This window comes from Sulfurihydrogenibium sp., from assembly GCF_027448985.1.
Classification (GTDB): domain Bacteria; phylum Aquificota; class Aquificia; order Aquificales; family Hydrogenothermaceae; genus Sulfurihydrogenibium.
Genome location: NZ_DAIDMN010000065.1, coordinates 1 through 8138 on the forward strand (window position 1 = coordinate 1; position 8138 = coordinate 8138).

The following is an 8138-nucleotide window of genomic DNA, read 5'->3' on the forward strand; positions in this document are numbered from 1 at the left end:
AGTATCAAAGCAAGTAGCAGAGCTTTTAAAAGAGAACAACTTTTTTCCAGACAAATTGGTAGTAATAGAAAGTGGAATAGATTTAAACAGGTTCCGACCTTATCCAGAGAAAAAATTACAATTAAGAGATGTCTTAAACCTTCCAAAAGACAAAAAAATATTTATAAATGTGGCTAATTGGCAATTACAAATAAAAGCCCAAGATAAACTGATAGAAGCATTTGCAAAATTAAACTGTGATGACTGTCTTTTAATTTTGGTTGGTTTAGATACTGATAAATACGCAAAAGAGTATGCCGAAAAATTTGGTATAAAAGAAAAAGTTTTAGGACTTGGGTCCAGAAACGATGTTCCGGATTTACTGAACGCTTCAGATTTTTTTGTTTTATCATCAAACTTAGAAGGAATAGCTGGAGCATTACTCCAAGCAATGGCAACAGGGAAAGTGGTTCTGTCAACATTGGCAGGGGGTATAGGAGAGTATTTAAAAGATGGTTATAACGGATTTAGCGTTCCAGTCGGAGATGTTGAAGGACTTACAGAAAAGATGAAAGTAATGCTAAATTTAAAAGACGAAGAGTACAAGAAAATATCAGAAAGAGCAATTGAAACAGCTAAAAACTATTCAATAGAAAACACTGTAAAAAAATATATACAACTTTTCAAGGAACTTACAAATGGCTGAAGTTTTTGTTATTCTGTACCACAAAATTCTTCCTAAATGGGGATTTGACGTATACTACAAAACTTTTGAAGCTCAAGTAAAAATACTCAAAACATTTTATAAAGTTGTTGATTTAGATGAGATTTATGATTACATTCAAACCGGAAAAAATCCGGATAAACCAACGGTTGCGATAACATTTGACGATGGTTTTGCAGATAACTACGTTTACGCTTATCCAATTTTAAAAAAACATAAGATAAAAGCAACGATATTTCCAATAACTTCAAGGCTGATAAAAAAAGATTTTGTAAGACCTACACTTTTCGATTATTGGAATGGAAAAGTTTCTTTCAATGAATTACACAAACCAAAAACAATGGCACAGGCACATACAGAATTTCTTAAATCCGGATACAGTCAAGATTTCTTAACGGTAGAAGAGTTAAGTAAGATGATGGATGTGTTTAATGTTGGTGGTCATGGTTCTGTTCATTCAAAAGTTTTTTACTCAGAAGATATTGTTGATTTTTACGATGGAAAAAACGGACATTGGAGTTTTTTATACGCATACCAAGAAGAACCACAAATAGGATTTCCAATCTTTCCATCTCAAAATAACTTAGCAGTAAATAGGTCTTTATTAAAAAAGGAAGTGAAAGAGTTTATAAAGAGCATAAACAAAGACTTTTTTAAAAATAAAAATTGGAAACTAGAATTAAAACAACTTTTAGAAAAAAATTTTAAAGAGTTGGTAGAAAAAGAAGATACCAAAACAAGAAAAGAAAGAGTGTACCAAGAATTAAGTCAATCAAAGCAAGAGCTGGAACGTTTAATTGGTAGAAAAATCACTCACTTTGCTTATCCTTTTGGTCATTACGATGAAGTTTTAAAAGAAGTATCTAAAGAGTTTTTTAAAACCGCATTTACAACGGAAAAAAATCCGATTAAACCAACAACCGACCTTTACACAATTCCACGGTACTCTATCCCAAAAGACATGACAAGTTTTTTAGCTATTTTAACTAAAGCAAAAATAAAGAATTCTCTTTATTAAAACATGTTTTCATCTTCTTTTATCTGTTTCTTAATGAATTCTCGGCTCTTGTACTCTATGTAATCTTGACTTTTAAACACGTATCTAAAAGTAACTACATATCCAATAAATGCTGAGGTATGGAATGCAAGCTGAACCGGAGAGAGAAGACCTTCATCGAAGAAAAAGCTTAAAAGCTCAGATACTAAAACTGCAAAAAATAAAAATAAAAGTGTAATTCCATAAGCTAATGTTATTCTTCTGTTTAAAATGAAGTCTTTTTCTGAATAAAGTTGTTTTGCTTTCTGTTTTTCTTCTTCAACTATTTTTTCTACTATTCCCGGTTGTTTTTCTTTAATCCGAAGGATGAATATAATTGCACTGCTGTATAAAGTTACAGATATAACGACCCAAACCGCTTTAAAAAAGTCAGCTTTATCTGTTATAATCTCATTTTTGTATATGAAGTTAATTACAGAGAGACCTAAAATAATTAAAAATGAAAAAATAAGTGTAGCTATAAAAAGTAGCATCAATTTTAACTTTATCATAGCCAACCCTTCTTTTTAAATAAGTATAAAGGTACTGCAGCACTTAAAAACATCAGTATTAAAGAGTAGTAGTATCCGTACTGCCAATGTAGTTCAGGTATGTTTTCAAAGTTCATTCCGTATATACTTGCTATCAATGTAGGCGGTATGAACATTGTTGCAAGGACTGTAAATATTTTAATAACTTTGTTTTGTTCTATGTTAAGCAGACCTAAAAATGTGTTTTGCAAGTAGTTGAGTCTTTCAAAATTAAACTTGGTGTAATCAATAAGTGAGTTTACGTCCTTTATAAGTATCCGGATTTCTTCTCTAACATCATTTGGAAGTTTATAACTTTTTAGTAAAGAAGATAAAACTCTTTGTTTATCTATCAAAGATTCTCTTATTGTCATATTTAAATCTTCATAGTAGGAGATAGACTCAAAAACTGTCTCCGTTACATCTAAATTTCCTGATGAAACGATTTTTCCAAGTTTGGATATTTCTTTTGACACAGTTTCAAGGACATCAGAATCTGACGCAACCTTTATTTCAAGGATTGAAGAAAAAACATGAAATCCGGTTTTATAAACACTTGGATTTGTCATCAACCTTCTTGCAAACTCACTGAAGGTTTTTAACTCTCTGTATCTAACTGTAAGTATGTAGTTGTCTTTTATTATGAAAGAAACAGTTTCATTAAATGCATTTTCCCCTTCTCTTATCAAGAAAAATGTGTTTATTGTAATACTGTCTTCTTCTTCCCAATACCTTGAACTTATCTCTATATCTTCTCTTTCTTGAATAGAAGGAAACTCAACTTTAAAGTTTTCTACAACCCATTTTACTTCTTCTTCCGTTGGATTGTACACATCAACCCACAGAATGTTAGATTTATCTTCAACAGGTTTTAACTCTTTACATTGATAGGACCTTATTATCAAACCTTCTTTGTAAAAGATTCTTATCATAAGGAATAATTATACACCTGTAACGGCTCTATGTAAATTTCTTGGTAAGGTTCTTCTTGGTAAAGGTTTATCTTGTTATCGTTGTTTAGAAAGAGTAAGGCAACGAATGCTTGAGGTTTATTTGGATAGTTTAACTGAGAAAACTTTAAAACTTCTGACACGTATTTTAGTTCTTCTTCTAAGTATTTAATCGCATCTTCTAACACTGCATGGGCAAGTTTGTAATCAAATGATAAAGTTTTTTTTGGAAGATTTCTTCTTTCATAGGGTTTTCTTTCTTTCTTTTGTTTTGTTTGTATTGGAGGAGATGTGTACTGTTTTAAGATGTGGGCTATTTCGTCTATCGTGTAAAATCTCTTTATTCCAAATATTCTTTTTCTGTGGGTTTCTTCTTTTTCTTCTGGTTGGTCTAAACTTTCTGCTTTCATTCTAAGTAGTAAAGCTGCTGCAATCAATACTTTTGAAGCTGATATTAAATCCGGAATGTACATGCTTTTAATCTCTTCTAAAAATTTATCTGCCAACACTCTTATATCAATATTCCAAGGGTCTATCTCTCCCTTTATCACAAGCTTTAAAATTATATCTACCGGATTTTCCATAGTTTCTCTTCCATAAAGTTATAAAACTCTTTCGGCAAAACTGTTTTATAGTTTAATGCGTACATATTTTTGTGATTTTTTAACTTTACTAAATCTTTTTCTGTTGTAAGGTATATTTTATCTTTTTCCGGAAAGAAATTTTTGTAATCGTAATGGTCAGAAAATGAAATCTCACTTTCTATATTAAAACTGTATTCTTTTGCCAATTTTCTTACACTATGAAAAAACTGTCTGTTGTTTCCAAGTCCTGAAAAAACAATAACAGTTTTATTTTTTAAAAAATCCATATCGTAATTGGTTCCTTGAGTATCTATAATTCCGTAAAATTTACTATGGCTAAAAAAGAAAGGTTTTTTATATTTTTGTATGGTTTTTAAAAATTTTTCTTTATCCTCTACAAACTCAAATCTGTTTACTACGAAACAGTCTGCGTATTTACAAAAATACTTTGGTTCTCTTAAAGTTCCGGTAGGTAAAAGTGAGTCTTCCCAAAAAGGTTTTGTTGCATCAACAACCAAAATGTCAAAATCTCTGAAAAGTTGAAAGTGTTGAAAACCATCGTCAAGGATAAAAATATCTACTGTGTCTTTTTCTAAAAGATGTACTCCACTTTTATACCTATCTTTCCCAACTACTACCTTAATACCTTTTAAAGTCATTAAGTAAGGTTCATCTCCACATTCCTGCCAGTTGTTGTTTTCATTGCAAAATATAGTGTTTTCTTTACTTTTTCTTTTATACCCTCTTGATAAAACAACCGGCTTTAACGATTTTTCTTGAAAGTATTGAGCTATCTCTATCGTTATAGGTGTTTTACCACTTCCACCTACTGAAAGGTTTCCAACGGATATAACTTTTTTTGGTAGATACTTTTTCTTTTTTAATCCGGATTCGTAAAAAAATCTTCTAAAGATTGCACCAAAGCCGTATAAAATACTTACTGGATATAAAAATTTACGAAACATTAGGAAAGTATTTTCTTATTTCATCTAAAACTATGTCTTTGTTTTTACCGTATCTTCTTGAAAAATGAAAGACTATAAGATTTTTTACATTAGCAAGGTTTGCTATTTCTGCTGTTTGTGTCGTGGTTAAATGGTAAACTTTCTGGGCTTGTTCTTTATCTTTCTCTAAGAAAACTGCTTCACAGTAAAGGTAATCTGAATCTTTAACAAGTTCTACTATTTTCTTTTTATTCTTTGGACTGTATATTACATCTGTGATATAAGATATCTTTATACCTTTTTGTGTGTAGCTGTATTCTTCCTTTAAGTACTCGTAATCGTACTCTTTATCTGCAATTTTATACTTTTTACCTACATTACTCTCATCAGAAAGCCACTGCTTAAAATCTCCTACCTCTTTTCCTTTTAGTGGTAGTTGTTGGACTTTCTCTTTTTTTAAAAAAAGTTTGTCTTTGTATTCAAAAGAGTATCCCATAACTTTTATTTTATGGTCTAAAACGGCGTACTTTACTTTGTAATGTTCATTTTCGTATATGGTGTTGTTTTCTACTTTCTCTTCTTTTATAAAGTCTTTGGCAAATTTTCTTTTGATGTTAAACTCATAGTATTCGTACGTATCTTCTTTTAGGTTTTTTACTTTAAAGATGATTTCCGGTTCAAACTCTACCAAGTTCCATGTGTATCCTTGAAGTTTTGAATAGACATTGTGGGCTAAAGGGTCTATTCCAAAAATCTCTACCGTCTGTGGTCTTCCAAGTTTGTTTCTCAACATAAAGTCAAAACCTATAAAGTGGTCCATATGGGTGTGGGTTATGAAAATTTTGTCAATTTTTCTTATTAAATCTCTGTCCAGTTTGTATATGTTTCCTATATCAAAAAGAATGTACTGGTTTATAGTTGGTATTTCTATAACTATTCCGGGGTCTTCGTATTTTTCATTTACTAAGTAGTGTTTTATTCTTGGTTCTGACATTTATCTCATCAGCCTTGCCAATGTGTTTTCGTATATTTCTTTTAGCTCTGAAATCTTGGTGTTTATAACTTCTTCACCGTTTATTTTTAAAGACAGGTTATCTTCCTTTTTAGTTTTACCTACAAGTTTAAATCCTACACCTACCTGTTGGGCTATCTCTTGTAAGCCTAACAAATCCTTCTCATCAAATGATATAACGACTATGGACCTTAGTTGGTCAAAAAGTTCAAAATCTGGTCTGTATTTTGTGGATATATCTAAATCTAATCCAAGGAAGTTCTCTTCTTTAAATGCTGGTTCTAACAGTGCTGTTATCAATCCACCGTCAGATACATCGTGGGCTGATTTTAACATATCCTTTGATTTTTGGATAAATTCCATAAGTTTTAACTCTACTTCTAAATCAGTTTTTCCTATATCTCCTGCTACAACACCAAAAACTTCTTGCAAGTACTCACTGCCGGATATGTTTGGTTTTTCATCAACTTGTCCTACTATAGCGATTAAATCTCCTTCTTTTTGATAGAATGAAGGAATTGCTTTTTCAACATCTTCTAAAACTCCTACAGCTACAACAATAGGTGTAGGATATACGTTTACTCTTTTGTCCGATAGGACCGTTTCGTTGTAAAGAGATACGTTTCCACTTATCACAGGTGTGTTTAGCTTTTGGCAGGCATCTGCCATTCCTTTTGTTGCTTGTTCAAACTGCCACATTATCTCCGGATTTTCCGGATTTCCCCAGTTTAAACAATCTGTAATCGCTAATGGCTTTGCTCCGGTTATGTAAATGTTTCTTACACTTTCCGCTACAACCCTTTTTCCTCCTTCGTAAGGGTCTAAGTAAACGTATTTTCCATTTCCATCGGAAGATATTGCTATACCTTTTTTTGTTTTAACTTCAGGTCTGACAACCCATTTTAACCTCAAAACGGCTGCATCATGTCCCGGTTTAAAAACTGTGTTCGTTCCTACTTCATGGTCGTACTGAGAGTATATCCAGCTTTTTTTAGATACAGTTAAAGATGCTAAAACCTTTTTTAAAGATTCCAAAATATCGGTTTTTGGTAAGTTATCCGGATTAAAAGATTTTACCTCTTTTAGATAAGATGGCTCTTTTCTTGGTCGGTCGTAAACCGGAGCATCGTCCACTATTGCAGATATTGGTAAATCAGCAACTTTTTCACCTTTATAAAACACTTCCATTCTACCTGTATCGGTAGTTTCACCTATAACAGCAGCTTCAAGTCCATGTTTTTTCGCTATTTTTAAAACTTCTTCTACATTTTCATTGTTTACAGCGTAAAGCATTCTTTCTTGCGATTCGGAAAGAAGTATTTCGTAAGGAGTCATCCCTTCTTCTCTCAACGGAACATTTTCAAGGTACACTCTTACACCCATTTTAGATTTTGCACCAAATTCTGATGTAGAACCAGCAAGTCCAGCAGCTCCAAAATCCTGACAACCTTCTATCAACCCTCTATCCATGACCTCTAAAGTACACTCTATAAGTCTTTTTCCAAAAAATGGGTCCCCTATCTGAACGTTTGGTCTTTTTGATTCCGTCTCTTCGCTGAACTCTGCAGATGCCATAGTTGCTCCGTGGATTCCGTCCCTTCCCGTTGAAGAACCTACCATAACCATCTTTTGACCAATTTTTGTAGCTCTTGCTCTAAACATTTTATCCTTTTCCAAAATTCCAAGACAAAATGCATTTACCAAAGGATTTCCAGCATAAACTTCATCAAATACTGCTTCACCACCAACAGTCGGCACACCTATACAGTTCCCATAAAAACCTATACCTTCTACAACCCTCTTCACTATAGGCTTTGCATCTTTTATACCTTTTCTTGTGCCATCTTTTCTTACATCTCCAAATCTGAGACTATCCATTAAAGCTATAGGTCTTGCACCCATGGAGAGTATGTCTCTTATAATTCCACCTACTCCTGTTGCTGCACCGTGAAAAGGCTCTATATAAGATGGATGGTTATGAGACTCTATTTTAAACGCAACCGCATATTTTTCATCTATCTCAACGACTCCTGCATTTTCCCCTGGACCTTGTATTACCCATGGAGCTTTTGTTGGAAAAACTTTCAAAAATGGTTTTGAAGATTTATAGGAACAGTGTTCACTCCAAAGAGCTCCAAAAACTCCAAGCTCAACTTCATTAGGCTCTCTTCCTATGAGTTCCACAATTCTTTTATATTCAGAAAGTGTAAGTCCGTGAGCTTTTAAAAGTCTTTCTTCCATTTTTTACCTCAGTATAAAAAGTGTTGAAAATATTATAACATTACGAAGTTTTTCAATTAGAAGCTAAAAACTCTAAATAAATAATTTAAATTAATCAACTGTTTAAAAGGTTGATAAGAATATTTTTTAAAATATCTG

Annotated in this window: 8 protein-coding genes; 2 read left to right on the plus strand and 6 right to left on the minus strand. The window is 32.3% G+C overall.

Going from position 1 to position 8138, the window contains the following annotated elements; all coding sequences use genetic code 11:
- Both NE054_RS06115 and NE054_RS06120 read left to right on the plus strand, forming a co-directional pair.
- A partial coding sequence (locus NE054_RS06115) for a glycosyltransferase (RefSeq protein WP_297889840.1) occupies positions 1 to 685 on the plus strand: 685 nt, incomplete at its 5' end.
- On the plus strand, positions 678 to 1721 hold the full coding sequence (locus tag NE054_RS06120; RefSeq protein ID WP_297889842.1) for a polysaccharide deacetylase family protein: 1044 nt from the start codon (positions 678 to 680) through the stop codon (positions 1719 to 1721). The genes NE054_RS06115 and NE054_RS06120, both read left to right, overlap by 8 nt.
- Here the strand turns inward: NE054_RS06120 and NE054_RS06125 are convergent.
- From NE054_RS06125 to purL, 6 genes are read right to left on the minus strand one after another with little or no spacing between them, the layout of a single operon-like run.
- A complete protein-coding gene (locus NE054_RS06125; protein WP_297889845.1) occupies positions 1718 to 2251 on the minus strand; it encodes a hypothetical protein in 534 nt (177 codons plus the stop codon). The two genes, NE054_RS06120 and NE054_RS06125, sit on opposite strands and share 4 nt — an antisense overlap.
- Complete coding sequence (gene corA, locus NE054_RS06130; RefSeq protein WP_297889847.1) at positions 2248 to 3201, minus strand: magnesium/cobalt transporter CorA; 954 nt, start codon at positions 3199 to 3201, stop codon at positions 2248 to 2250. Before corA ends, NE054_RS06125 begins: the two co-directional genes overlap by 4 nt.
- Positions 3198 to 3803: a segregation/condensation protein A gene (locus NE054_RS06135; RefSeq protein WP_297889849.1), complete on the minus strand. Its 606-nt coding sequence runs from the start codon at positions 3801 to 3803 to the stop codon at positions 3198 to 3200. The genes corA and NE054_RS06135 overlap by 4 nt, the downstream gene beginning before the upstream one ends.
- Complete coding sequence (gene lpxK, locus NE054_RS06140; protein WP_297889852.1) at positions 3788 to 4768, minus strand: tetraacyldisaccharide 4'-kinase; 981 nt, start codon at positions 4766 to 4768, stop codon at positions 3788 to 3790. The genes NE054_RS06135 and lpxK overlap by 16 nt, the downstream gene beginning before the upstream one ends.
- Positions 4758 to 5741, minus strand: coding sequence for a ribonuclease Z (locus NE054_RS06145; RefSeq protein ID WP_297889854.1), 984 nt, complete (start codon positions 5739 to 5741; stop codon positions 4758 to 4760). Before NE054_RS06145 ends, lpxK begins: the two co-directional genes overlap by 11 nt.
- Entirely contained in the window at positions 5742 to 8000 is a 2259-nt protein-coding gene (gene purL / locus NE054_RS06150) for a phosphoribosylformylglycinamidine synthase subunit PurL (RefSeq protein WP_297889855.1), read from the minus strand. It lies immediately after the preceding gene.
- Positions 8001 to 8138 lie beyond the last annotated feature (138 nt).